This is a genomic window from Sphingobacterium sp. UME9 (genome assembly GCF_014170215.1).
Taxonomy (GTDB): domain Bacteria; phylum Bacteroidota; class Bacteroidia; order Sphingobacteriales; family Sphingobacteriaceae; genus Sphingobacterium; species Sphingobacterium paramultivorum.
This window is the reverse complement of record NZ_LZZP01000005.1, coordinates 716,556-742,084: the sequence shown is the minus strand read 5'-3', so window position 1 is coordinate 742,084 and position 25,529 is coordinate 716,556. Positions and strand designations below refer to the sequence as shown.

Annotated in this window: 18 protein-coding genes, 1 tRNA gene and 3 pseudogenes; 13 read left to right on the top strand and 9 right to left on the bottom strand. The window is 39.6% G+C overall.

Annotated elements, in window-relative coordinates; translation table 11 throughout:
- The first annotated feature begins 502 nt into the window (after nucleotides 1-502).
- Both A9970_RS11655 and A9970_RS11650 read left to right on the top strand, forming a co-directional pair.
- A complete protein-coding gene (locus tag A9970_RS11655; RefSeq protein ID WP_182982377.1) occupies nucleotides 503-3,973 on the top strand; it encodes a hypothetical protein in 3,471 nt (1,156 codons plus the stop codon).
- A 31-nt stretch (nucleotides 3,974-4,004) separates the two neighbouring features.
- A complete protein-coding gene (locus tag A9970_RS11650) occupies nucleotides 4,005-8,780 on the top strand; it encodes a DUF6443 domain-containing protein (RefSeq protein ID WP_182982376.1) in 4,776 nt (1,591 codons plus the stop codon).
- A 734-nt stretch (nucleotides 8,781-9,514) separates the two neighbouring features.
- Here A9970_RS11650 and A9970_RS29045 read toward each other — a convergent pair.
- The gene (locus tag A9970_RS29045; RefSeq protein ID WP_409079950.1) at nucleotides 9,515-9,811 is read right to left on the bottom strand and encodes a transposase; all 297 of its coding nucleotides are present in this window, start codon (nucleotides 9,809-9,811) and stop codon (nucleotides 9,515-9,517) included.
- A pseudogene (locus tag A9970_RS11645) lies at nucleotides 9,738-10,357 on the bottom strand (transposase). The gene A9970_RS29045 and the pseudogene A9970_RS11645 overlap by 74 nt, the downstream one beginning before the upstream one ends.
- 359 nt (nucleotides 10,358-10,716) lie before the next feature.
- Between A9970_RS11645 and A9970_RS11640 the strand changes: the two are divergent.
- From A9970_RS11640 to A9970_RS28675, 3 genes and pseudogenes are all read left to right on the top strand, one after another.
- Nucleotides 10,717-10,941 (top strand): hypothetical protein, encoded by a 225-nt coding sequence (locus A9970_RS11640; RefSeq protein ID WP_182982375.1) that lies wholly within the window; start codon nucleotides 10,717-10,719, stop codon nucleotides 10,939-10,941.
- A gap of 41 nt (nucleotides 10,942-10,982) precedes the next feature.
- Nucleotides 10,983-11,231: pseudogene (locus A9970_RS29040) on the top strand (transposase); the annotation flags it as partial.
- Between the two features lie 42 nt (nucleotides 11,232-11,273).
- The gene (locus tag A9970_RS28675; protein WP_259655375.1) at nucleotides 11,274-11,444 is read left to right on the top strand and encodes a hypothetical protein; all 171 of its coding nucleotides are present in this window, start codon (nucleotides 11,274-11,276) and stop codon (nucleotides 11,442-11,444) included.
- Between the two features lie 355 nt (nucleotides 11,445-11,799).
- Here the strand turns inward: A9970_RS28675 and A9970_RS11630 are convergent, their stop codons facing one another.
- The 5 genes and pseudogenes from A9970_RS11630 to A9970_RS11610 all read right to left on the bottom strand — a co-directional run bounded on the left by A9970_RS11630 (nucleotide 11,800) and on the right by A9970_RS11610 (nucleotide 14,639).
- A complete protein-coding gene (locus A9970_RS11630; RefSeq protein WP_220801582.1) occupies nucleotides 11,800-12,186 on the bottom strand; it encodes a hypothetical protein in 387 nt (128 codons plus the stop codon).
- Between the two features lie 212 nt (nucleotides 12,187-12,398).
- Nucleotides 12,399-12,770 (bottom strand): annotated as a pseudogene (locus A9970_RS11625) (RHS repeat-associated core domain-containing protein); the annotation flags it as partial.
- A 228-nt stretch (nucleotides 12,771-12,998) separates the two neighbouring features.
- A complete protein-coding gene (locus A9970_RS11620) occupies nucleotides 12,999-13,568 on the bottom strand; it encodes an Arm DNA-binding domain-containing protein (RefSeq protein WP_182982372.1) in 570 nt (189 codons plus the stop codon).
- Nucleotides 13,569-13,815: 247 nt separating this feature from the next.
- Nucleotides 13,816-13,887, bottom strand: a tRNA-Glu gene (locus A9970_RS11615).
- A gap of 110 nt (nucleotides 13,888-13,997) precedes the next feature.
- Nucleotides 13,998-14,639 carry a 4'-phosphopantetheinyl transferase superfamily protein gene (locus tag A9970_RS11610; protein WP_153844485.1) on the bottom strand — a complete coding sequence of 214 codons (642 nt, stop codon included), beginning with the start codon at nucleotides 14,637-14,639 and terminating at the stop codon, nucleotides 13,998-14,000.
- A gap of 119 nt (nucleotides 14,640-14,758) precedes the next feature.
- Here A9970_RS11610 and dcd point away from each other — a divergent pair, with 119 nt between their 5' ends.
- On the top strand, nucleotides 14,759-15,295 hold the full coding sequence (dcd, locus tag A9970_RS11605; RefSeq protein ID WP_046673098.1) for a dCTP deaminase: 537 nt from the start codon (nucleotides 14,759-14,761) through the stop codon (nucleotides 15,293-15,295).
- Nucleotides 15,296-15,303: 8 nt separating this feature from the next.
- Nucleotides 15,304-16,404 (top strand): MBL fold metallo-hydrolase, encoded by a 1,101-nt coding sequence (locus A9970_RS11600; RefSeq protein ID WP_182982371.1) that lies wholly within the window; start codon nucleotides 15,304-15,306, stop codon nucleotides 16,402-16,404.
- 4 nt (nucleotides 16,405-16,408) lie between these two features.
- Here the strand turns inward: A9970_RS11600 and A9970_RS11595 are convergent, their stop codons facing one another.
- The gene (locus A9970_RS11595; protein ID WP_182982370.1) at nucleotides 16,409-17,644 is read right to left on the bottom strand and encodes a glycosyltransferase family 4 protein; all 1,236 of its coding nucleotides are present in this window, start codon (nucleotides 17,642-17,644) and stop codon (nucleotides 16,409-16,411) included.
- A 125-nt stretch (nucleotides 17,645-17,769) separates the two neighbouring features.
- On the opposite strand from A9970_RS11595, the gene A9970_RS11590 reads away from it, so the two are divergent.
- From A9970_RS11590 to A9970_RS11565, 6 genes are all read left to right on the top strand, one after another.
- Nucleotides 17,770-20,364, top strand: coding sequence for a phosphatidylglycerol lysyltransferase domain-containing protein (locus tag A9970_RS11590; protein ID WP_182982369.1), 2,595 nt, complete (start codon nucleotides 17,770-17,772; stop codon nucleotides 20,362-20,364).
- A gap of 21 nt (nucleotides 20,365-20,385) precedes the next feature.
- The gene (locus tag A9970_RS11585) at nucleotides 20,386-21,054 is read left to right on the top strand and encodes an AcvB/VirJ family lysyl-phosphatidylglycerol hydrolase (RefSeq protein WP_182982368.1); all 669 of its coding nucleotides are present in this window, start codon (nucleotides 20,386-20,388) and stop codon (nucleotides 21,052-21,054) included.
- A 174-nt stretch (nucleotides 21,055-21,228) separates the two neighbouring features.
- Nucleotides 21,229-22,269 (top strand): Atu2307/SP_0267 family LLM class monooxygenase, encoded by a 1,041-nt coding sequence (locus A9970_RS11580; protein ID WP_182982367.1) that lies wholly within the window; start codon nucleotides 21,229-21,231, stop codon nucleotides 22,267-22,269.
- Nucleotides 22,270-22,340: 71 nt separating this feature from the next.
- Entirely contained in the window at nucleotides 22,341-22,922 is a 582-nt protein-coding gene (locus tag A9970_RS11575; RefSeq protein ID WP_153844479.1) for a tRNA-(ms[2]io[6]A)-hydroxylase, read from the top strand.
- Nucleotides 22,923-23,026: 104 nt separating this feature from the next.
- Nucleotides 23,027-24,097: a 23S rRNA (adenine(2503)-C(2))-methyltransferase RlmN gene (gene rlmN / locus A9970_RS11570; RefSeq protein ID WP_153844478.1), complete on the top strand. Its 1,071-nt coding sequence runs from the start codon at nucleotides 23,027-23,029 to the stop codon at nucleotides 24,095-24,097.
- Between the two features lie 41 nt (nucleotides 24,098-24,138).
- Nucleotides 24,139-24,837, top strand: a complete 699-nt coding sequence (locus A9970_RS11565) for a ComF family protein (RefSeq protein ID WP_182982366.1) — start codon at nucleotides 24,139-24,141, stop codon at nucleotides 24,835-24,837.
- Between the two features lie 192 nt (nucleotides 24,838-25,029).
- On the opposite strand, the gene A9970_RS11560 is transcribed toward A9970_RS11565, so the two are convergent.
- Complete coding sequence (locus A9970_RS11560; protein WP_083663417.1) at nucleotides 25,030-25,413, bottom strand: VanZ family protein; 384 nt, start codon at nucleotides 25,411-25,413, stop codon at nucleotides 25,030-25,032.
- Between the last annotated feature and the right edge of the window lie 116 nt (nucleotides 25,414-25,529).

Genomic DNA, 25,529 nt, shown 5'->3' with positions numbered 1-25,529 from the left:
TAGTATTCCCCCAAGAATTCAGATTGATCCCAATATGCTTATCAAAGGCATTAAATTGGTAACGGCTTTAAATAAAAAAAGCGACTCTTTTGAAGTCGCTTTGTGTAGCCCGTAGGGGAATCGAACCCTACTTGCATCAATCTATTTATCAGCAGCTTACAAACCTTCTTTTTCCCTACTCACCGAATAACTCACTGGTTTGATATACGTTTTAGCTGCAAGCCCTAATAGCCTAAATATAACAAATTAATATTATACATCGGACCAATTTCTAGTTCGTTTTTCCCGTTTCAACTATTTAAAGTTTATTTTTTTATAAAATGATAGATTTTTAAATTTAAAAACGTTTTTGATTTTGAAAACTAAGAAATAAAATTTAACTTCAATTACCAGTTATTATATTTACGATTATTTATAACATGCCGTATAGCCAGATTTGAACTTCCTTCAGTGGAGTTTCTTGCCATTAGCCTTACATTTCTTAACTTACACTTTGAATAATATGAAAAGAATTATTCTCATTTCGCTATTTATTTGGCAATGGACTACTATTTATTGTCAAAGCGTCGTCTCTCCGAACGTTGAAAAATTAATTGAAAGGGGCATTGTTCCTGTCTCGGGTTTTACTGGACAGGCAAATGTTCAGGTCCCATTGTATACTGTTGCATATAGGGATATCTCTGTTCCAATTGTACTCAACTATGATACAAAGGGAAACAAAGTCAAGCAGCACCCCGGCTTTTCGGGGCTCGGGTGGAGTTTAAGTGCCGGAGGTGGAGCAATTTACCGTAAAGTGGTAGCTGAAAAAGATGAGATCTACCGTACTGTTAATGGGGTAACTTATACCTATGATATCGGATATTATTATACCGGTGGAAGAGTTGCGGACACGTATAATGATATTAATACTGTCAAGAAGTTTGCCAGAGATGGGGCAAATTTACCTGTCAACGATTATGCCTACGATGGTTCCCCTGATGAGTTTTACTTTAATTTTAATGGCTATTCCGGAGTATTTTATATCACTAGGCAGAATTCCACGAGCCCTCCGGTACTACGATTTTTATCGGACGGTAATTATACTTTAAAGGGGGAAATTACAGAAATTAAAGATAATGTCCAATTTGAAGATTCTCCAAATCAAAGTGGGGGTATGTACACCCAAACGAGCCAGCGATGTATTTACGGTATCAAGATTACTGATGACAAGGGTTATCAGTATATCTTTGGAAACTCAGTAAACAATATTGAGTTTACCAATTCGGGAACGCTTGGTTACAGTCAGGATAATATAGCTACCGCTTGGTATATAAGCAAAATTATATCGCCGAATGGTTATAGTACCGATTTCGAATATGAACGCAAAGGCCGCCTTATAGTACCAGATACATTCAGAGATCTTACAATTTCAAGTGGCTCATACAATTTTAAAAATTATGCCCAATTTCTGCTTGTTTTTTCTGTAAGCTGGGGTTCGGGTGGTTATCAATACTATGGAAGCCTGCAGAGGAGCACGTATTCATTTATCTATCCAAGTTATCTAAAGTCCATTAAAACTCCCCTGCAGGAAGTAACGTTTCATTATAGTCCAAGCGGTGAACTAGCCTATAATATGTCAGGATATGAACAACCTACCATAGGTCAGTTACTATATGCAACCCAATCTCCAGATCCAAATGGTGGAAGGAGTTATTGGCAGAAACTGGATGAAGTCCGTATAGGCCGCACCAACAAGACGCTCAGGTTTAGATATAGGGAACAAAGCGATACAAGATTGCGTTTAGATGAAATCTTGTTGGGAGTTGGAACGGGTACTTCATTTCTAAAGGATCAGGAATACAGGTTTGTTTATAATGAGCAGTTGTTGCCAAATTATGAATCAAGAGCGGTTGATCACTGGGGATATTTTAATGGCAATGAATATGGCTATAATTCCACTTATTATGCCAATCGCCAGCCTAATGGCACCTATTTACAGGCAGAAATGCTAAAAAAAATACAATATCCCGAAGGAGGTGTCACTATATTGGACTATGAGCCGCACACGTACAGTAAGGTTGCATTTCAATACCCATTTACTGTGCGTGATACGACATCTAATCTGATTGCTGGTGGGTTGCGTATAAAAAGCATTATCTCAAGCCCCGAAGATGGGAGTGCTCCCAAAAAAACTGAATATTTTTATTCACGAAACTATATAACTGCCGGTGCAGTCTCTTCCGGAGTGCTTGCTGGCAATCCTCGGTATTCCAATTCCGGCAGCCGTTTTTCCTCCTATAAGTCCGGCGATTTCTGGTCTGGAAGTTCGGGTTCGGTACAGGCTTATTATCAGCGAGGAATGGACAGGAATTTTTTTCCCTTGGGATTGACCAAAGGCGCCCATATCACCTATTCAGAAGTAACAGAAAAAACGACCGGGAATGGGTATATAACAAGGATTTACTCTAATCACGACAATGGTTATATGGATGGAGCTCCGCTATTGATGCATTCGAATTTCAACAGTGAACAGTTTGAAGATCCATTTATTTCTTTTCAAGCCTATCGGGGACTGGAACTTATCCAAAAGATCTATAACAATTCCAAAGTGTTGCAGAAAGAAACAGTTAACACCTATCAGACTGCTACTTTGAATGCTTATGGGGTGCCCTTTATCCAACGTGTTGAGGAAGGGGATATTGGCGGGACGCGGGCGTCCTCGGGAGCTTATCCCACTGTTACTCCTTCCCTAAAATCTTCCATTGTTAAGGAGCTAAGGGATGGTAATATGATTGAAACAACAAATACGGAGCTGTTTTATTTATCGGGATTCTATGGAGACCAAGATATTTCTGTCAATCGTGCTAATAATATTACTTTTTATGAGGTCAATAATGCACCAAGTAATAATATTGGCCGTATGATGGATTATCAGTTTCCATTTAGCTTTCCAAAAAGTGTAATATCCGTGCGCGAACATACATACAGGACAATGAAAATCAAGAATATGCTTGCTTATCCTGTTGTAACTGCAAATAATAAAACAAGATATATAAATAATGCTTATCATTCTACTCCTGTAAGCCAAGATATTATTGATTATGGGACATTTGATAATATTATTGCCCCTGCACGAATTTACCGGATGAACTTTGACAGCAAAACGATAAACTATCTTGAACCGGCTATTTTGGCGTCATATTATGATAATGGTGGTACAGCATTTTGGAGGGAGTACCTCCGGGTGGATTCCCGCGCAGTTCTTCTAAAAGAGATAACGAAATACGATATTTATGGAAATCCATTGGAAATCATAGAAAATGGCAAGCCCCAACAGGTCTATTTATGGGGTTATTGTGGACAGTATCTTATTGCGGAAATAAATAATGCTACCTACGATGAGATTTTCGGAATTCTGGGACAGTCAACGATAGATGCCCTCAATTCGTCAGCAGCTTCTGAAACGACCATTAACAATGCAATAAAGCTGCTCCGAAACAATGCGTCCCTGAAAAAAGCACAGATCACCTCCTATACCTATGCTCCTTTCATTGGAATAAAAAGCAGAACAGATTCCCGAGGTATAATCGAGTCGTATGAATATGACGTGTTCAATCGGTTGATTGCAGTAAAGAACCATACTGGGGATATTATCCGAACATATTGCTACAATCTCAATGGAAAGCTATATGATTGTAATGGTAATAGGCGTCTTCCAGAAAATGCTTACGTTGTTAATCTGGCTTACAAATCCTTCATTGATGGCTCCGGCGAACCTTTATGTGCCTCAACAGATAAAAAGAGGTATTATTTCATTAATGCAGGAAATGAGGTGAGCCCGGGAATTGTGGTAGGCACAGTACTCTTCACAATCGAAGGAAACTACGCTCCTGCTGGTTATTATTCCAGAGGGCCTAGCATTGCATATGTCAGCGGCTCAGATGGAACAGTCACGGCGATAAATCAATGCAGTGACCAATGGATTGAGTGGTAAATTGTCAGTTATCTTTGAAATCAAACTCGTTATGAAAAGTACGCTAAAAAAAATGATCTTGGCTCTTTTGATCTTTAGAGCAGGAACAATATTTGGGCAAGTTGTTGACAGTTCGGAGATTTATGCACGGGGATCATCGCCAAAATCGAGAAGCATGGCAGTTGCGATGGTACTCCCATCTCTTCCGAATATTAATTATATAATTCCCAGCACGCTGATGGTTGGGCAACCAGTGAATTATTTACCGACAAACAGTGGTGGGGCTGTATATGCCGATGGGGACGTAACCTTACTGGCAGGAGGCAGTACGTCCGGCTACGTTGATGCAATTGGTACTGCTGCCCGTTTTCAGGGACTAGCGGGAATGGTTGCTGGATCTTCAGGTCTAATATATATAAGTGATGCTGGCAACCATACAATTCGTTCTTATGACCCAAGCACGAGGGAAGTAAAGAGTTTCGTCGGGTCAATTTCTTCAGTTAGTGGATGGCAGGACGGAACGGGATCGACGGCCCGATTCTATAAGCCTGTCTCCATATGCAAAGATGTCTCCGGGAACTTATATGTAAGTGACCGCGGTAATAACATGGTACGCAAAATTACGCCGTCAGGAGCCGTTACAACATTGGCAGGCTCTACAACGGCAGGATACACGGATGCTACAGGCTCGTCCGCAAGGTTCAGTGAACCCTGGGGAATAACCGTGGACGGAAGTGGAAATGTATATGTCACCGATGAGAATAATCTTCGCGTACGGAAGATTACACCATCTGGGACTGTAACGACATTAGCTGGATCAGGTTCAGCCAGCAGTGTGGATGGTACAGGGACAGGCGCGGGTTTTTATGGTATGAAAGGAATTGCTGCGGATTTGTCAGGAAATTTATATGTCTCTGAATACAATGGCTGTAAGATCCGAAAGATTACTCCGGCTGGGGTTGTTACTACATTTGCCGGATCCGGTTCTGCCGGCAATGTTAATGGTACGGGAACAGGGGCCAGTTTCTACTTTCCAATGGCTATTACCGTAGACGGATCGGGAAATGTGTATGTGACTCAATTGGATAACCGCGTCCGCAAGATCACGCCCTCTGGTGTAGTTACAACAATCGCAGGAACAGGAAGTAGTGGTAGCGATAATGGAAGTCCAATGTCAGCTACTTTCTCCAGCTTAAACGGAATCTTCGCACTTTCTGTGGATAACCTTTACCTAGGGGATTCCGGAAATTATCAGATGCGCTGGGTTGGGAATGGCAACGGTTACAGTATTAGCCCGACATTGCCTGCAGGGATGGTTTTTAATAAGTCCACAGGGGTGATATCAGGTACGCCAACAGGTGCAAAGGCATTGACCAGCTACACCATTACAGCCTACAATGCCGCTGGAAGTGCAACCAAAACGGTTAGTTTCGCAATTGCTGCCAGTACAACGAATAATGACATCGGAAGTTTTGGAAAAAATAACATCGTCACCAGGACCGTTCGGAAAGCAGGATACAAAACAGCTTCATCTCTTCAGGGAAAACCGGTGGACAGTGCAAATGTTTCCATAGAATATTTTGATGGCCTGGGCAGAATAGTGCAGAATGTCAGATGGCAGGCCAGTCCGTCAAAGAATGATATCGTACAGCATCTGGAATACGATAATAATGGCCGAGATAGTATCAAGTTTCTCCCACATGTTAAAAGTGGAGCTAATAGTGGTAATTTCAACGGAACGGCAAAGGTAGATCAGTTGGCATACTATTCGGCCGGGAATACTTGGGATGCAGCTGTGGTGAAAACGGATAATCCATACTCGGCTACCAAATTCGACAACAGCCCTCTGAACCGTATAACTGAAAAGGGAGCATCCGGACAGGCATGGCAGCTTACCTCGAATCGGTCAACGGTTGGTATAACGAGTGCCTCAGGCCATACCCAGGTTTCTGAGTATGGTACCAATGTGGCCGGGGATGTCCGAAAGTGGACAATAAATGCGGACAATATCAGTGCGGATGGTAGTACATATTATGCAGCAAAAAAACTCTATAAAACTGTCTCTAAGGATGAGAACTGGACTTCCGACAGTGCAAAGGCGGGAACGATAGAAGAATACATTGATATTTTCGAGGACAAACTTGTCCTTAAAAGGGTCTGGCTGACCAAGACAAAAGCACTCAATACCTATTATATCTATGATGACTACGGTAATTTAAGATATGTGGTTCCGCCCGGATATATAGCGCCTACATTGAAAGAAACCAATGATAATGATTTTAATGAGCTCATATACGCCTATAAATATGATGAGAGGCTCAGGATGACCGAAAAGAAAATTCCGGGAAAAGGATGGGAATATTTCGTCTACAATAAGAATGACCAGCCCATATTAACACAGGATTCTGTGCAGCGGCCCGCAGGTAAATGGACGTATAAAAAATATGATGCCTTCGGCCGCATTGCCTCAACAGGAATCTATACAAATACCCTGACGGGCCAGAAGACCCGGGCTCAGATACAGTCTATGGCTGATGGAATTTCAGCGTTATGGGAAACACGTACAGGAACCATCTATAGTAATAATGCTTTTCCCAATACGACTGCTCAATTAATGGAATTATCCACCAATTATTATGATGATTACAGTTTCAAGACAAATACAATTCTTCCAGCAACGTCTGGATTGGACAGTACCTGGATGGTGAAGGGGCTATTGACTGGAACGAAAATTTGTAGAGATAACGGTGCATCTGCGTTAATGTTGTCGATTTATTATAATAAATATGGAGATATTGTGGAAACAGTTGCAGACAATCATCTTGGAGGGGTGGACAGAGTAACCAATAGCTATAATTTTGTGGGTGATCTACTGACGAGTAAAAGGCAGCATAGGATCAGTGGTTCACCTGACCTGACTACACTTTTGACTACAAATGAGTATGACCACGTTGGGCGATTGACACAGACAAAGAAGAGGGTCAACAGCCAGACCGAATTTATTCAGAGCCGCCGCGCCTATAATGAGATTGGGCAGCTGAAAACCAAGTCACTTCATAGTGAAAACAGTGGCAGCAACTTTTTGACAAGTATCGCCTATCAGTACAATGAACGAGGCTGGATGACCAAGACAAGTTCTCAACAGTTTACAGCTCAGTTGAACTACAATAAAAACGGCACAACAGTCCTGACAAACGCGCAGTATAATGGCAATATAGCCCAGCAATTGTGGGGATATTCCGCTACAACAAGTAATACTTTTACCTACGGTTATGATGCACTGAATAGGTTAAAGAGTGGAGTAAGCACCGGAACGGTAATGAGCGAAGTCTTGACATATGATGACATGGGCAATATCAAAACCCTGATTCGTGATAGTGGTACGACAATCAGCTATAGTTACAACAATAACAACAAGAGTAATCAGCTTGCGAGTCTTTCAGGGGGATTCACTGGCACATTTGTATATGATGGAAACGGCAATGCCACTAAAGATCGCACAGGAATGACATTGAGTTACAATTTCTTGAACCTTCCGAAAACAGCAGTTGGTGGAAGCAAAAGCATTTCTTATATCTATGACGCGACGGGAAGTAAGTTGAACAGGACCTCAACTGTTGGAGCGACAACCACGCAGCAAGATTACCTAGGAGGTATTGAATATAGCAGGACAGGATCTGCTAGCCCCGTTATTGAACGTATAGCGATGGAGGATGGCTTCTTGTTGAACAGCTCTGGTACCTACAGCTATTATTACAATCTGACCGATCATTTAGGCAATGTCCGTGTCGTGCTGAAGAAAGATGGTACATCTACAGCTCCATTAGCAACAGCGATGCAGAAACAGGATTATTATCCGTTTGGTAAAACGAAATCCATTGCAACAAGTATTGATAACAAGTATCTTTATAATGGCAAGGAGATTCAGAAAGATCTGAATCTAGGTACACATAATTTGGGTAGTAGTTATGTGCTGGAAGGTCAATATGACTATGGGGCGAGGTTTTATGATCCTGAAATAGGCCGTTTTAATGTAGTAGATCGATTTTCAGAGAATTATTCACTCATGACACCATATAATTATACTGCTAATAATCCGATAAATTATTTAGATCATAATGGTGATTATATTATCATCTGGGGAGCAGATGATAATGGAAATATGTATTCTGTGATGTATGAAAATGGGATTGCATATCATTATACCCGCGATGCAAGTGGAAACAATAGACGAGGTAACAAATATGATGGAAGAAATAGCTTCATAGAAAATACTGTTGCCGATTTGAATAAAATAAGTTCTTATAGCGCAGGTAGAAGGCTAATTGGTGATTTGCAAAACTCAAGTGAAATTGTTGATATTGAGTATTTTGATCGAAAGAATCAACATTATGATCCCGCTTCAAAGAAAGTTATGTATAATCAAGCAAATTCGGGGTTTCAAGATGGAGTTTCGTTTGATAAAAGTTTTGTGAAATTAGGGCATGAATTATCACATGCGTGGGATCATTTGGTTGGTAGATCGGAAAATATGCATGATTATAATGGTGGAATCTTAAATACAGAATATAATGCTGTGAAATTTGAAAATTATTTACGTGCAATGAGCGGGGAAACAATAATGAGGATGAGTTATGGAAAAGATCGAATAAATTTTGGAGGAAGTGACGCTTCTTATTTTAAAAATTATTCTTTCCCTTTACGAAAAACAGAAATTTATAAAAGAATAGGACCAAGCACCTCTACTCTTCAGGACAATACAAGAATTGATAGAAATTATTACAGGACCTATGATACCAGATCACGTAAATTTACTTCAGGTTTTTAAGTGTATTTTCGTTCTTGTTTTGTTTATTACATCATGTGGCAATCCACCAGAGACATTTAAAAGCGTTTGTAATAAAAATCAGGGATATCAAAGAATAGAACTTTCAGAATTAATAAAAAAAATAGAAGACTATGATGGTAAATATGTAGAAGTTGAAGGAGAATACAATGCAAGTCCTGAAGAATCTGTATTATATGCTACAGGCTTCTTCTCCAAGCGATCCCCAATCCATGGGTTGTGGATTTTGACTTTGATGCATATAATTTACAATGTCCACTTAATTCGGAAAAAACAGGTCGGAATCTTTTTGAAAAGGGTAATAACGACATAATGTATAACAGAATTGTCCGGTTACATGGGCAAATTGATATAAAACATAAAGGTCATTGGGGACAATATTCTGGAATTCACAAGAAAATTACATTAGTAGATATTAAATAGTGCAACCCCATAATCGGACGAAACATTAGAGCAAGCAGAAGTGGGAATCTGCCCTACTTTTATTGCGCTATGCTTTGCAAATTGGCTTTAGAGTATCCTCCGAGGATACTCTCTTCGAATGGCAGCATTAAACATATTGACTATAAGAGTTTTAATGCTATTTCGATAAGTAAGCTAATGAGCAAAAATGACTCACTTTTTTATTGGGAATTACTATAGATTTTGTAGATACTGAAAAAAGGGACTGTCCCACTAAGTGGGTAAATAAAAACTATAGAGTTCAGTTATGTTCCTTATAACTGGACTCTGTTCTCAAATAAAGTTAAGAACTGATTTAGGATAATAGCCCAGTTACGAATGGGCATTGTCCATTTTCTAAAGATTTCTCTCAAAGCTAAATATACAGATTTCAATATAGTATCATCGCTGGGAAATGACAGTTTATTCTTTGTGTATTTAAAGATCTTCCCATTCATGTTTTCGATGATATTGGTCGTATAGATTATTCTTCGGATCTCAAGTGGAAAGTCGTAAAAGACGATCAGGTCGTCCCAGTTTTCCTTCCATGATCTTACGGCATCTTGCGGCATAAGGATACTTGGATTCCCATTTATCGGCAAAATAAGCCAGTGCGGCTTGTGCAGCTTGTTTATTGGCAACATCATAGATAGGCTTCATATCCGCTGTAAACGCCTTTTTATCCTTCCATACAGCATATCTGCAAGCATTTCGGATCTGGTGGACGACACAGACCTGGGTGCTGCACTCAGGAAATACACTCCGTATGATAGAGGAGAAGGCGTTGAGATTATCGGTCGCTGTAATCAGCATATCCTCTACGCCCCGGGATTTCAGGTCTGTCAGGATTCCCATCCAAAAACTGGCACTTTCATTCTTGCCCAGCCACATGTCCAGAAATTCTTTATAGCCATCCCTGTTTAGGCCCACAACAAGATAAATGGTTTTATTGACCACTTTGGAGTTCTCTCTGACCTTAGAACAATGGCATCCATCCAGACAATCAGATAGACTTTGTCCAACGGGCGGTTTTGCCAGGCGATCACATCACCGGCCACACAGTCGGTAATCCGGGAAATTGTCGATTCAGAAAGGTCAAATCCATACACATCGCGCATCATATTTTCTATATCCGAAACACTCATGCCTTTACATTAAATACTAAATAAAGAAACAGAGCTAAAACAGCAACTTGAATACACACTAGGCACATAAATCAATGATGCTGACGTAAAGAAAAGTCTGCTTTAGTTTCTTTCTGAAGAGAGCCGGGATAGTACTTAAGGATATTTACAAGTTAAATAATCCTGTATAAAACATGAGTAATGGTTGTTCGCGAAATCTGTTTTATTAATGTTAAATTAGGATGATTATGTTAAAATATTCAGTTGGGTTAGACATCTCTGCCAAAAAATACCTGCAAGCGTCGGGTCAAAAGTCTAAAAACGATAAGATTGAGGCGCAAGGGCTTGCATAAATGGGAGCGGAAAAGGCTCTTGAGCCATTGTTGCCAATTAGTGAGTTTTATTATCAGTTGCGATTGATAACTCGAGAGATTGAACGTCTTCATGAGAGAAGAACAGCTATTGCCAACCAACAGCAGGCTCTTAAGCAGGCTATGTATCAAAACAAAGATGTCAACAAGGCACTAAAAGAACAGCTGAAACTAATAGAGAAACAATTGGAAGTTATGATAAGTTAATCCATAACTATATTAATTCCAACAAAGAAATAGCAGATAAGGTGGCTAAAATTTGCACGTTAAAAGGGGTGGTGACAAGAACTGTATCAACCTTGATCGCAGAAACGAACGGCTTTCAATCATTCAATAACTCCAGACAGTTAGTTAGTTTTGCAGGATATGATATTGTTGAGAGCCAGTCAGGAAATCATCGAAGAAAAACTAGAATCTCAAAAAAAGGTAATAGTCACATTCGAAGAATCCTGCATTTACCTAATTTTGGCGTTGTAATATGGAAGGTAAAGCCGTTTGAGGATTTATACGAACGAACATTCGCTAAGCATGGCATAAAAATGAAAAGTTATGTAGCCGTACAGAAAAAGCTCTTGGTCGTCATTTTCTCACTTTGGAAAAGAAATGAAGAGTACAATCCCAATCACCAAAATATAAATTACAAAGAACAGGAATCGGATTTTTCTCTCGGGTCGGAGACGCAGCCGACCGGAGTATTAGAAAGATTATAAAGCAAATATTGCCGACAGTTACGCCGATACTACACAAGCTAAACATCACATGCGGACAATCACCTTATGTTTCCTCTAGGGTGGAACAAATTTAACGAAGATGGATAAAAATAAATGAAATAATAGTTGTATTTGATTATAGTACCTTTATGAGACAGTGTCTTATATCCAGCCACTTTTTCTAATATTACAAATATTGTATCCCAGATGTTTCCATATTGGTATCATCCAAAGAGGATTAGTGAACCCAATCAAGATATCAACAGCATAGTTATATGATGATATTTTGAATGCCTTCGCGTCTTTTTCTGCTATAGGCTCACAATCTTGTTCATATTTCACGACACGACATCGCTTACTCAATCTCCACCAATGTAATATCAATTAAAGCTCCTTTATATAATGCCAAATGACCTTTATTCCTTTTATCAACTCTACCATGTAAAAGTATGGTTCTATTTTGTAAATCAGAATCAGTTAAAAGTTTTCCTCCCTTATTATTAATGCTCCTAAGTGGACATTTCAGATTAAAACTATCAAATAATATCCATAAACCATTTTGGGGCGAATTTTTATAGAAAGTGTTATTACCGTACAAAGCTGATTCTTCAAAACCAGAAATATACTTACCTTTTATTTCAACGAACTGTCCATCATATTTGTCAATATCTCTTAATAACTCGTTAAAATTAACCCTTTTATACAATCCATCTTGATCACATTGACTTCTAAATGCTTCCACATGATTACTGCATGATGTTAATGCAAATAGTGAATTTATAATAAATAATAAATTAAAAACCTGTCGTAAATTTTTGCATTCTTGTATCATAGATCCTATAATAATTTTTATCAATTCTTGTATTATCCTGAAGAGTAGAGGTACTTGGCCCTATTCTTTTATAAATTTCTGTTTTTCGTAATAGGAAAGAATAATTTTTAAAATAAGAAGCCTCACTTACTCCAAAATTTATTCGATTGTTTCCATAACTCATCCTCATTAATGTTTCCACACGCATCGCGGGTATAATGATATGCAATCCCATTTTCATCCATCACAGAATACATATTTCTATTATCATCTACTCCCCAGATGATAATAGAATCACCATTTTGATCCAAAAAATTAATTGGACTATTACCTGTATAGGTATATGGCGTCATGGGAGAATATTTTTCCACAAGCCTGTCTATAATATTAAAACGGCCAATATCTGCATCATAAAACCTTGCTCCATAATCATATTGGTCACCAAGCTCACCCTGGATCTCCTTGCCATTATAAAGATACTTATTATTGCCATCTATAACAACCTTACGCTCGCCAAATGGATAGTAATTGTCCTTTGAACCACATCAACCGTCGTCGAGGTACTGCCTCGTTTCAATGTGGCTCGTACATTGCCCAGATGATCCCTCAGGTTAAAATGATAAATATAGTTTGTTCCGCTTTTCAGTGCATCCCCCACCGAATTATGGATAATATCAATATGTCTTGTGTTGGCATAGGTTTACACCTAAATCAGACAAAAGATGGAAGAAAAAAGGTTTAAATCAAAGCAGCGGCCGAGCCGTTATTTCAGTGTAAAACAGAAGCGTGAAATCATCCGTGCTTATCAGGAGGGCAGTAAGTCGAAACAATAGATCTGGCAAGAATTCACTGGCGAACCAGTTGAAAAAGGTCAGATATTGTCCGATATGCAAAAGAGAGGTTTTATACCCTTTGAGTGTATTGGGCTTGAATCCATTACCCAAAAGTGCTTCCATCTGCATATTGTGCTCCCTAAATACTTCAAGGAATTGCGTTCGCTTGATATCCTTCCCCTGATACCTAAGTTTGATGGATTCCGCCGTAATTTCCTCCGTGGCAGCTGTCATTGTAGTGTGTATTGTACTTACTTTACTGGCCAGGGCATAGAGATAAGTGTTCAGGGTCTTGACAGCCTCCGTTGTGCCCTTCATGCGGTTGGCTTTAGAGCTCCATTTTGAAGGATCACATTCCCGCCCCGTGGAGACTTCTTTTGGGATTCCATCTACGGTAATTCGCATGTAGATCGGCTTGGGACCGCTAACATAATTTTTGGATTTCTTCAGATAGAAGAGCAAGGAATAATTTGTACTCATGACAACATCATTTAAGTGAAACAAAATTAGCCTTGCAACTAAAACGGATCAAGATGTTTAGTTTTTGAACACATTGATAATAAGATGATTAAACACATTTCAGTGAGTAGTCAGATCGAAGAAAATGACTCACTGAATGACTCACTTTTTTATTGGGAATTCGTGTAAGTTTTGTAGATACTGAAAAACAAAAAATCCTGCAAACGTTTAATTTGCAGGATTTTGTATGTTTTGACTTTTAGATGTGTAGCCCGTAGGGGAATCGAACCCCTGTTTCAAGAATGAAAATCTTGCGTCCTAACCCCTAGACGAACGGGCCATATCGTTTTCGATGATGCAAATATAGAAGCTTTTTCAAAAAGCGCAAAAAAAAAGTGCTGTTTGGATGCTAATTCATTGAAATTGAGAAAAATTATTTTTTTAAAGAACCTATTCTACAGCGTAGGCGAGCATATATTCATTAAACTTCTCGTAATATACATCATAAATATGTTTATTTTGATCGCTGTCGAGTTCAAGTTTTAATATGCCTTGCGTTTGGTATTCGAATGGTTGTATGGTCATGTTGTTCAAGAAGGAGACACCTGCATTGCCTTGAAGTTTATAAATCGCTTCTTTGGCGCACCAGCAAGCATAAAGCTGCTCATATCGGCTCTCATCTTGGGCGATGAATGCAAGCTCCGCAGGTTTTAGGAACTTATGTTGGATGCGCTCTACTTTTGTTTTGATGATTTCCATGTCGATACCAACCTCTCCTTTTGTACTGATCATAGCTGCTGCATAATCAAATGAGTGCGAAAGTGATATTTTTTGGGGAAAATTAGCGAGATAAGGCTTGCCATTTGCATCCGAAGGACATTCAATATAGCGGGATGTGTTCAATAGGGTTCGCAGGAGAACACGTGTGGCAAGCCAATGTAACCGTCTTTTCCCTTTATTGAAGGACCCTAATTTTGCTTTTTCACGTTCATCCAATTGAAGTTTCGACAGCAAATCGTCGTCCGATTCCTCAATTCGCCAAATTGCAAATTTGGTTTGATTATCAATTTCACGTAGATACACTAGACTCATACCCAAATTTAAAAAACAAATCGCAGATTTTTGTTTTGAAAAATGAAGTAAAATTAGTGGGATAACTGTATTTTTGAATTTGTATAGCATTGCCTGACGCTTTTGCTATTTTGATACACATGATTTTATCTGATAAAAGAATTCTTGAAGAGATTGAAAATGGCAGTATTGTCATTCAACCATTTGATCGTAAATGTTTGGGAACAAATTCCTACGATGTGCATTTGGGGAAATATTTGGCAACGTATGCAGACCGTGTCCTTGATGCCAAGAAACACAATGAAATTCAGCATTTTGAAATCCCGGAAGAAGGTTTTGTATTGGAACCCAATACCCTTTATTTAGGCGTTACGCAAGAATACACCGAAACGCATAAGCATGTTCCTTTTTTAGAGGGCAAATCGAGTACTGGTCGCTTAGGGATAGATATCCATGCAACAGCAGGAAAGGGTGATGTCGGTTTCTGTAATACCTGGACCTTGGAAATTTCGGTTGCCCAACCTGTTCGGGTTTACGCGGGAATGCCTATTGGACAATTGATCTATTTTGCTGTAGAAGGCGATATCGAAACATTTTATAATACAAAAGGTAACGCAAAATACAATGGCAAGACCATCCGCCCGGTGGAATCCATGATGTGGAAGAATAATTTCTGATGCGGAATATGGGATGGATTATTTTAGGGGCTCTATTGATTGTTCTCATCAGTGGAGTACTCTATTATTTTGTTCATCCAATGTTTGGTGGAAGTTTCAAAGGAGCTCGACTGGAACGGATGAAACAGTCACCAAATTTTAAAAATGGTGTTTTTCATAATCTCGAAGTAACGCCATCGTTGAAAGCCGATGTGAATATGGCCTCTTTGCTGTGGGATTTCCTTTTCAACAAAAATCCCCGCTTGAAACCGATCAACGTATTGCCTGCTATGGAATGCGATTTAGCACATCTTCCCGCAGATGACGTTCTGATTTGGTTTGGTCACTCCTCCTACCTGATGAAGTTAGATGGGAAATTAATATTGGTTGATCCGGTGTTCAGCCCAAATGCTTCTCCTATCCCAGGGAGCAATAAAGCATTTAAGATGTCTGTCGACTATGCGACGATGGTTTTTCCGAAAATTGACTATTTGTTTATCTCTCATGATCATTACGACCATCTGGATTATGAGACTGTTGTGAAATTGAGGGATAAAGTCGGTCGGGTGATTTGTGGTCTTGGCGTGGGGGCGCATTTTGAATCTTGGGGATATAAGTCCGATCAGATCATCGAGGGTGACTGGTACGACCAGATAAAACTGGCGCCCGATTTTCAGGTAACCTTCACACCCGCAAGGCACTTTTCGGGACGAAGATTTACACGGAATAATACCTTGTGGACATCCTTTGTGTTAAAAACTTCCCAGTACACTATTTTCTTGGGTGGAGACAGCGGATATGGTAAGCACTTCAAAAAGATAGGTGACCAGTTCGGTCCATTTGATTTAGCAATCTTGGAAAATGGCCAATATAACGATGCCTGGCATTATATCCATTCCTTACCTGACGAATGGGCTGCTGAAACGAAGGATCTGAAAGCTCAAGCTATTTTGCCCGTTCATTCTTCTAAGTTCGCGTTGGCTATGCACGACTGGAAAGAGCCAATGGAGAAATTTTACGAGACAGCGAACAAAGAACAGATCACTCTCCTTACGCCAAAAATAGGGGAAATGATCCATTTTAATAGATTAGATACAGTATACGCGCCTTGGTGGCGTGAAGTCAACTAAAGATCTATTTATTTTTTTCCTCAATCCATAAAGACATATATTTTGTGCTCTGCATCGTGTGGTGCAACAATATCTGACTAATAAAGTTTTGTTGGCGGTGCCTGTCAATCTGCACTTTTAACAAAGATAGATTCGTCATAAAGTCGGCCTGATATTTTCGTTTTTCATAACGCTCGTTGATAATACGGATACCATGTTCTTGGGCCGTTTTCCAAAGATTTTCGTTTTCATAGAGCTCAACTGTCTTTCTGCAGAAAGTTTCGGGATCGTCTTCGATAAAACCATTCCAATCCAAATTACCCTTCATGGCTTCTGCTCCAACTGTCGTGGTGACAGATGGCGTGCCTGTCTGCATAGCGTCGATAAACTTTCCTTTCACACCGGCACCAAATTGAATTGGAGCTACCAGTACACGGTAGTTTTCCATGGTAAGACGAGCAGATTCCGCTCGGCCCTTGATCAGGAAATTCTCTTTAGAGTTGTTTAACTGGAGTACTTTTTGGGTTGCATAGGCTCCATAAATGTGCAATTCTACTTTGGGAAGCATCTTCCGTAATTGGGGCCAGATTTGTGTTTTTAGATATTGAACCGTATGCCAGTTCGGCTCATGGATAAAATTTCCGATAAATAATAAGTTCTTACGCTCTTCAAAGGGCTTCCATTGATTAATTTCAGTAGAACTGATCTCATGTTCAAGGAAAGGGAGGTAATAGAGGATGTCGGGTGAAATTCGAAATTCTTCGATAAGAATCTTCATTTCGGATTCGGAGATAATCAAGGAGAGGTCACTTCGCAGAATTGAGGCAATTTCCCGTTTAGCGGTATCTGTAAATAACTCTTGAAAGGAGAAATCACCTTTATTTTTGACGGACGCCTGTCTCGCCTGGCGTAAAAAATGCAAGTCTTCCGTGTCGAGTACGCGAAGTGCGTTAGGGCATTGCTGGGCAACGCGCCAACCATATTGCTCCTCCACCATAAAGCGATCAAATACAACAATGTCGGGTTGAAGTTGAATGATAAATTTATCAAAGCTATCGCTATTTAGCACGATTGCTTGCTCATGCACACCCAGTGACTGTAAAGGTGCGCTATAAGGTGATTTAGCCGCCGCTGAGGCAAAAGTAATCTGATAAGAGCCATTCAAGAATGTGTCAATTAATTGCATCATGCGAAAGCCCGCTGCTGAAGATGTTGGCTCTGGCCACACAAGTCCGATGAACAAAACCTTTTTCTCTTTCATGCAGGAAAATTACTGATTAATGTGAAAAGAATTTACGAAAAATTAACAATTAGTCATTTTCAAACGATTAGCTTTATTTTAGTGTTTATAATATATTTAAAGGTTATTCATCATTAAACGATCATATGGCCAAAACTATTGCTCAACGGATTCGACATTTTTCACCAAAGACCTATTGGAAGGAACTAATAGCTGTTTTGGTTATCTTATTGGCCTTCGTATTTTTTAGAAATGAGCGGAAAGAGCTTGCGGCAATTATTCCACAGTTGCGCGCGGCCAACCTAACCTGGGTTTCAGTTGGAGTTGGAATTACCATCGTTTATATTGTGCTTCAGGGATTGATGTATGTGCAGAGTTTTAAAGCGATCGGCCTTTCTATTAATCTGAGAATCGCCATTGATCTTTTCCTGAAGAGAAATTTACTCAGTGTGTTTCTCCCAGCGGGTGGGATTAGTTCTTTGGCATATACAACAACGGAGTTGCGGAAAAGAAATTTAAATACGACGCAAATTCACCAAGCAGGGGCGCTTTATGGCTATGTCGGACTACTGACGGTCTTTATGATTGGTGTACCTGTTATATTGTATACGATCTGGCATAATAAAAATTTTGGTGATGCCTGGATCTCATTGGTGGTTTTGGGACTGCTCCTGGCTGTCGTATTTTGGTTCGTTTGGTCTTTTCGAACACACAAAGGCATCTATCGCTGGGTTGAATTAAAGTTTCCTGCTGTAGCCTCTAATATCGATGAAATATTTTCAGGGGAAGTCAAGCTAAAATATTTGTTGGGTACCATGTTGGCCTCCATGATCGTCGAATGTTGCGGTATTGCCCATGCCTTTGTAAGTATGTATGCTCTTGGTTTGGACCACTCCTTCGAGGCCGCGGCTATTGCCTATACTGTTTCGGTCGTATTGATGATTGTTTCTCCTTTTCTACGGGGCCTTGGGGCTGTAGAGCTGACCATGCTGTATATTTTTAAAGCATACGGTTATTCGCAGGCAGAGGGCTTAGGAATCACGATTCTCTATCGGGCATTCGAATTTTGGCTTCCATTACTCTTGGGGATCCTTGCCTTTGCATGGCGTGGTAAGCAATTGCTGGCACGTATTGGACCGGCGTTGCTTATATTTTTCTTAGGCGTGGTAAATCTTGTTTCTGTATTGACGCCTCCTTTGGCGGACCGAATGAAACTGGATCGTTTTTACTTACCGCTAGAAGCAATTCATGCTTCTAAATTTATGGTATTGGTTTTGGGCTTAGGACTATTGGTTACTTCAGCCTACTTGATTAAAGGTTTCCGTATTGCGTTCTGGATCGCCGTGGTGTTTAGTGCTTTGTCGCTGTTTGGACATGTGTTTAAGGCATTGGACTATGAAGAGGCATCGGTTGCTTTATTGACCTTGATTTTATTGGCAATGAGCTATAAACAATATCGCATCAAGAGTAATATTCGTTGGGTAAGAATTGGGTTTATCACATTTTTTGTCGCTCTGATAGCGATATGCCTGTTTGATGTGTTGAGTTTTTACTTCATTGATAAGCAACATTTCGGGCTAGACTTTACATGGGGACAATCAATATATCATACGGCACGGAGTTTTCTGTTGTTTGCAGATGATGAATTGATGCCCCAAACAGCTTTTGGTCAGGAATTTTTGCGCATCACTCAAGTTTTGGGGCTATTTTGTTGGTTCTTATTGATCTACGCACTTGCACGTCCTCGGCTGATTGATGACGAAGATTCGAGTAGCTCCGAAATGGAGCATGCAGAACAATTACTAATCGAGTTTGGACAGTCTCCGATGGACTTCTTTAAATTGGGAAAAGATAAGAGTCTGTTCTTCTCAGAAGTCTCGGAGGGATTTACGGCGTATCGCCTGGCGAATGAATTTGCTATTGTATTGGATGAACCTGTCTGTGAACAGGGAGATAAGGAAGAGCTGGTCCATGAATTTGATCAATACTGTTACGCGAATGGTTTAAAGTCCATTTATTATCGTGTTGATGAAAATAGCTTGGTTCATTTCTCATCCCTTCGTAAACAGAAGATTACCATTGGACAGGAGGCTGTATTAGAATTGGAAACATTCAAGCTAGAAGGAAAAGACCGTAAGTCATTACGTAATGGACTTAATGCGATTCAAAAAAAGGGTTTTACAACAGAAGCGTTGAAAGCACCGCAGGAAAAAGCAATCATAGACCAGTTAAGCTTGATTTCCAATGAATGGTTGAAAGAATTTGATAAAAAGGAAATGGTTTTTTCGCAAGGGATGTTTGATGAAAATGAGCTTATTATGCAAGATATTATTGTATTGAAAAATGAGCAAAATAATATTGTCGCCTTTTTGAATATTATTCCCGATTATGCTAAAGATGAGTGCACTTATGATATGATCCGAAAGTCGCTTGACGCGCCAGGTGGGAGTATGGACGCATTGATTGTTGAGCTTATTGCATATGCTAAAGCCAAAAAGTATGTCTATCTAAATTTGGGCATGGTGCCAATGACGGGCTTGGGAGCGACAGATAGTCCCGCTGAAAAGATTATGAAGTTTGCCTCAACACGATTGGGAAACTTTAAACATTACCATAGTCTGCGTGATTTCAAAGAGAAGTATGCGACATTTTGGGAAAATAAATACATTATATTTGATAACGATTTTGATCTCTTACAACTTCCTGTAGCGCTGGTCAAAGTGATGAAACCGAATGAATAGCTTCATGTAGATCTCATACAGATGAAAAAATTAGCCACTTTATTTATAATTGGTAGCATAGCATTTCATGCTTTTGCTCAACAACGTTTGATTGACATGAAATATTGGAATAATAAAGCTGTACTACCCCTGGTTCTCTATCTGAGTGGAGATGGTGGATTTAATTCATTCTCTAACAAGCTTTGTGAGCTGATTGCTGGAGCAGGATATACTGTCGCAGCTCTTGATTCAAAAAATTATTTCTGGAAGAAAAAAAGCCCGAATGAGATAGCAGGAGATATTTCTAATACCTTGAAGACTTTGTTATCCTCACGGCAGAATATGCGTCTTTTCATCGTTGGGTATTCATTTGGAGCAGATGCGGTCCCTTTTATTATTAACCGCTTGGATCCAGTTGTTAAAAAAAATGTAAAGAGCGTTGTGCTTTTGGAACCATCCGTGTCTACAGATCTGGAGATCCATATAGCTGATATTTTAGGCCGTAGTAATACAAAGCGAAGTCTTGATGTCATCGCTGAAATCAATCGCATGGATGGAGTCAAAACGGGCGTCATTCTCGGTGACGACGAAGCCGATTTTCCTGTACAAAAAATAACACTTAAGAATTTTACAAAAAAATACCTCTCCGGGGGGCATCATTTTAGTGGGAATGCAGACCAGGTAGCGAAGAATACGGTCGCTCTCTTCTAATTGGGCGGGGTTATTGTCTGCTAGCTTTCTTTTAAGGTGGTTATACAGTAGCGATAGGCCTTTTACCTTGTCAAAATCGGTGAAAGCGCTGAAGCTATTCGGATTTCTTGTCCTACATCAATTTAATTAAATGAAGAAGGTTTTAATTTTGATTTAGAATTTAAATAGACAATTATGGAATTAGGAATAGGAATGTTTGGTGACTCGAGGATAGATCCTGTTACAGGTCAGATCCAGGCAGCACAAGATAGAATGAAAGAAATTATTGAAGAGATCAAGCTTATGGATCAAGTAGGATTGGATTTCTTTGGAATCGGGGAACATCACCGGGCAGATTATGCGGTTGCAGCACCCGAAATAGTCTTGGCTGCGGCTTCTACAGTTACCAAAAATATTAAATTGGGTAGTGCAGTTTCGGTATTGAGTTCTGCGGATCCTGTTAAATTATTTCAGGATTTCGCGGCAGTCGATCTTTTATCCGATGGACGTGCTGAGCTGATGGCTGGAAGAGGATCCTTCATTGAATCCTTCCCTTTATTTGGTTATGATCTGAAAGATTATTCCGAATTATTTGAGGAGAAACTTGAGCTTTTGCTACGATTGAACAAGCAAAATCCAATTACTTGGCGAGGAAATTTTAGAGCACCATTAATCAATCAAGAAGTCTTCCCACGGCCTAAAAATGGATCACTGCCAATTTGGGTTGCCGTAGGAGGTACAACATCTTCTGTTATCCGTGCAGGAAAACTAGGTTTGCCAGTGATGTTTGCTATCATCGGTGGCATGTACGAAAGCTTCGACCATTTATTTGATATGTACCGCCAAGCTTATGAAGACAATGGGCATGATATGGCTAATTTTCAAGTTGGCGTGCACATGCATGCCTTCTTTGGCGACAATAGTACCCAAATAGCAGATTATTATTATCCTGTTTACTCTTCTCAAATGGATCGCATAGGGGCGAGCCGCGGATGGCCTCCATACCAACGTACACAATATGACTTTGGGCGTTCTTCAAGGGGTCACCTTATTGTTGGGGATGCTAATTATGCCGTAGATAAAATTTTGCAAATACAGGAGAAATTCGGATTGACACGTTTCTCTGCACACATGGATGTGGGCGCCCCTGGACATAAAGAGATGCTCCGTTCTATTGAGATTTTTGGCGAAAAAATAGCACCTGAAATTCGAAAGGCTCTTCATAAAGATGCCTAAAGAGCTATTATCATTTTTTTAACGCTGAGATATTCGCTACCTTTGTGGCGTAAATCATTTTAGAGAGTAAGATGCTTGGATTAAAGTTGTTGACAGATCCGCGATGGGCAAACATCGCAGAAGGAAATTTAGAAGAAATTTTGACTGATCATGCCTGGTGTGAGCAAAAGGCTGCTTCAAATGCAATATCATTAATCACAAACAACTCAGAATACGAAGATTTAGTGCATGAACTGACAGCAATTGCTATCGAAGAGATGGAACATTTTAAGATGGTTATTGATATCATCAAAGAACGTGGCTATACCTTGGGTCGTGAAAGAAAAGATGATTATGTTGGCCAATTGATGAAATTCTCTAAAAAAGATGGCAGTAGAAATATGGCTTTTATTGACCGTTTATTATTCGCGGCGATGATCGAAGCCCGAAGCTGCGAACGTTTTAGAGTGCTCTCGCAAAATATTCAAGATAAAGATCTTGCGAAGTTTTACCATGATTTAATGGTATCTGAGGCAAATCATTATACAACATTTTTAAATTTTGCACGCAAATATACCGTAGACGTCGACGTAGAAAAGCGTTGGAAGGAGTGGTTGGATTTTGAAGGGAAGTTAATTCAGTCGTACGGAAGTAAAGAAGCCATTCATGGCTAATTGGATCTCGCTCCTACCTATTTTAAAACACATACATAACAGTTGTCCCGTTCTATTTCTTAGAACGGGATTTTTTGTCACTTATTTATTCTTATCTTTGTACCGTGATTGAAAAAAGTAAAATAATAGATATCAGGAGTTTGTCTTTGGATCAGATCAAAGATCAACTTACAGCGTTGGGGGAGCAGGGCTTTCGTGCGAAGCAGATTTATGAATGGATCTGGGTAAAGTCCTGTGTAGATTTTGATGAGATGAGCAATTTAAGTAAGCCCCTTCGTGAGAAGCTGAAAGCGAATTTTACGATCAATGCAGTTACAGTTAAAGAATCTCAGATCAGCTCAGATAAAACAATTAAGAGTAGTTTTTGGCTGTATGACAATAATATCATTGAGGGGGTATTGATCCCTGCTCCGGAGCGAATGACAGCCTGTGTAAGCTCACAAGTGGGTTGTAGCTTAACCTGTAAGTTCTGTGCAACAGGCTATATGGACCGTAAAAGGAACCTCAATGCCGATGAGATCTATGATCAAGTCGTTCTGATCAGCAAGCAAGCCGAAGAGAATTATGGGCAGCCACTGACAAATATCGTTTATATGGGGATGGGTGAGCCTTTGCTGAACTATGCCAATATGATGAAGTCGGTTGAGCGCATTACGGCTCCCGATGGATTAAATATGGCTGCCAAGCGGATCACTGTTTCCACTGCTGGCATCGCAAAAATGATTAAGAAATTGGGTGATGATCAGGTGCGTTTTAATCTTGCACTTTCTTTGCACGCTGCAAATGATAAAAAGCGGAATGAAATTATGCCTATCAATGAGCAGAACTCACTAAAAGCTCTGGCAGAAGCCCTCAAGTATTTTTATGCAAAGACAAAAAGTCCAATTACATTTGAATATATTGTCTTTAACAATTTCAATGACGAATTGGAGGATGCTAAAGAACTTGCCAAGTTCTGTAAACACGTTCCTTGTAAGGTCAACCTGATTGAATATAATCCTATCGCACTGGCCGATTTCTTGAATGCTGAAGCAGATAAAATCGAGGTATTTGCAAATTATCTAAAAAGTCAAGGTATAATCACGAATGTGAGACGTAGCCGTGGTAAAGATATCGATGCAGCCTGCGGACAATTAGCAATCAAGGATGAGAAAAAGGAGGAATCCGAGGCATAATCTGAAGGATAGTTCCTATCTTTAATAGGGGAATTAACCAGATGAAATCCGAATTAAATAAACTTTTTAGCGATTTTGTATCCATCTTTTTTCCAAGAGAATGTGGCTGTTGTGGCTGTGTGCTAAAATATCAGGAAAAGTTTATTTGTATAGCATGCGATTTCCACTTGCCTTATACTAACTTTCACGAATATTCAGATAACGATACCGCAAGACAGCTTTGGGGGAAAGCTCCAGTGGAAGTGGCCTGTTCTTTTTTGTTAATGCAAAAGGATAGCCGTGTAGAGCACCTCATTTATCAGATTAAATACAATAATCAACCCTTTCTTGCGGAATATTTTGGTTATCTATACGGCTTAAAATTAATAGAAGTAAAGGCCTATCAGGATATCGATTGTATTGTTCCTGTGCCATTACATAAGAGCAAACTCCGAAAAAGAGGTTATAATCAATCCACTTACTTTGGGAGAGGTTTGTCCAGAGCGATGGAAATCCCGTTGCGTGAAGATATTTTGGTAAGAAAGAAAGCGACAATTAGCCAAACAGGTAAGGGGCGACTCGACCGTTACGAAAATGTAAGTGATATTTTCGATTGTCAGGCCACTGGGGTGCCGGCCAATGTACACATTCTATTGGTGGACGATGTGTTAACAACAGGCGCTACGATTGTTTCCGCGGCATTAACACTCTTAGATGCTGTTGACTGTCGGGTATCTATTGCTACTTTAGCAAGGGCCTAAGTCCAATCTGGTCCATAGCGTATGGGTTCATTTAAAAATAATAAGGAATAAAATTCACAGCCCGGAAGAACGCGTTCAGATAATTTAAAGCGAATTCTTATAATTTAAGTAGCTAATTATATAGACCCAATATATATATCTGGTAAAGCACTCAATGATAACGAAATCGTCAAAACTAAATCAACCCGGTATTTACGACCTTCGGTTGACATAGTTTAGTAGATAGGCAAACCCGGCCATCCCTATTCCGATGCTGTCGGCAAATAAATCCCACCAATCACCGCTCCGATAAGTAAAAATATAAAGCTGAAGTAATTCTGTCAGTCCAGCAAATAAAAATCCGAGGATAGATACGATAAAAATCGGAAGCCAGCGGGTTGGTTTACCGCTGAATTGCTGGATAACACCATTGTAAAGCAGCGTACAGAAAACAAAAAACATACCGCAATGAACTAATTTGTCCATACCCGGATAGGCGGGAACTGCGTCAAAATTGTTACCCGGGAGTGTGCATAAAATAATAACTATTATGGCCCAAATAAAACACCACTTATAGTCTAATAAGATTTTAATCATGGCGTTAAATATCCAAAAATTTCCTGATAGAAATAAAAATATTATGAATTTAAAAATTATTCATCTGTAAATCAGTGATTTAATAAAATTGTTTTGTTTTGTATGGTACTATGTAT